Source organism: Nocardia sp. NPDC060220 (assembly GCF_042727815.1).
Lineage (GTDB): Bacteria > Actinomycetota > Actinomycetes > Mycobacteriales > Mycobacteriaceae > Nocardia.
The window spans coordinates 1-1,828 of the sequence record NZ_JBHWZY010001128.1; the positions used below are offsets into that span (position 1 = coordinate 1).

The window sequence follows — 1,828 nt, forward strand, 5'->3', positions numbered from 1 at the left end:
GTCGATACCGGCGCGTGCGGCCACCTCCTCGACGGTGTTCCCCGAGACGCGCCCGATCCGCAGTAAACGCTCGGTCTGCATTCGCTGGAACCACACCGACTGGGTACCGATCTGACCGCGAGCCTCGGCCTCCAGCTCCGCGTCGACGAGCAGCCACGCGCGATGACCCGGACTGGCGGCGATGGCCGCGCCGAGGGCCGCGCCGTAGCGAGACTCGTCGATCATGCGCTCGCCCAGGGCATTCACCGCGATCGCTCCGAAGAAGGCGCTGGGCGGCGCGATGAACCGCCAGGTCGACAGCGCGTCCATCTTGCCGCTCGCCGCACCGATGTCGAGCGCCATGGTGATGCCGCTGCCGTCGTCACCGGCGCTCCCCAGCGGCAGTCCCTGCGACCACGGATACGCGGGGGCGTGCCGTGCGACCATCTCCCCGTTCGCGATGAACCCACCCGTGGTGAGCACCACGCCGGATCTCGCCTGGATCCGGACCGGCACACCGTATCTGCGCTCGATCCGGGCCAGCAGCTTTTCCACCGCCCGGCGCAAACCCTGGTGATACACACCGGGTTTCGCCGAGATCCGAGCGAGCGCGGCGAATCGTCGCCGTACCGCCGCGGGCGCGTCGGCGATCGTGAGCGCCTCGATGCCCGTCACGCGCCCGTCCTCGACAACGAGCCGCGTCGCCCTGGTTCCGGTCCGGACGCGAACGCCGTGCTCGGACGCCGACGCCGCCAGCGGCCCGAACAGCGCCTTGCCCGAGACGCCGGGACCGTGCGTGCGGTGACCGCGTTGACGCGGTTTCGCGAGATCGCGGTAACCGCCGGAGTTCTCGCTGCCCGAGTAGTACAGGTAGTAGTCATCGGTCGGATAGGACGTCTTGTACGGGCACACCGAGGGCTGGAAGGGCACGCCGTGCCCGGTCAGCCAGTCGATCATCGCCGGGGACTCTTCGCAGAATCGGCGCAGCGTCGCGGCGCTCACGGCGTCACCGACCTCGGCCTGCAGGTACGCGAGCATGGTGTCGACGTCGTCGTCGATGCCCGCGTCGCGTTGCACCCAGGTGCCGCCACCCGCGTACACGATGCCACCGGACAGTGCCGTAGCGCCGCCACCCAGATACCGGTCGACGGCCAGCACTTCGGCGCCGGATTCCCGCGCGGCCAGCGCTGCGGCCGCACCCGCTCCGCCGTATCCGACGACCACGACATCGGCTGCGTCATCCCAGGCCCGCACTTGTCCACCCTTCCGAGCACGGGCCGACCGCATCGTCGCCCGATCAGCCGAACTATAACGTGTTCTAGATTTTCGGCACCAGTCGAGTCGCGGAACAGCGGGCCGTCAGGACATCAGTCCACGGCCGGTGGTGAGGGGCAGATCGGTGGCGGTGAGCAGACCGGGGCGGGCCTCGACCACCGCCGAGACGGCACTGACCAGGCGGGCAGCGGTGCCGACCACACCGGCGAGAGCGTGGTCACCGTCGCTGGTGAGCTGCAGGTCCAGGCGGTAGTCCGGTTCGCCCTGGATTTCGACGCGGTAGCCACCCTTTCCGGTCGGCTGTGGCCAATCGGGAGCCAGGTCGGGATGCAGACGGGTGACGTGCTCGAGGGTGAGCACCTCGCGGTCGGCGCGGATGCCGTGGACTTGGAAGCGCAGCGCGGCGGCCGTACCCGCGGCGATGGTGCGGTCGCCGACGGTGAGATCACCGGTGGCCGGCAACCGTTCGAAATGTTGTGTGACCGAATCGAGTTCGATGTCGAGCGCGGCGGCGAGCTGCCGGATGACGCTGCCCCAGGCAAGGGTGAGGACGCCGGGTTGCAGCAGCATGGGC

The 1,828-nt window shown here is 69.7% G+C and carries 1 protein-coding gene and 1 pseudogene; both read right to left on the reverse strand.

The features are described 5' to 3' along the window. On the reverse strand, positions 1-1,233 hold a 1,233-nt coding region (locus ACFWF3_RS34430; protein ID WP_379318214.1), incomplete at its 3' end, for an FAD-binding protein. Positions 1,234-1,338: 105 nt separating this feature from the next. After that, positions 1,339-1,828 (reverse strand): annotated as a pseudogene (locus ACFWF3_RS34435) (diacylglycerol kinase); the annotation flags it as partial.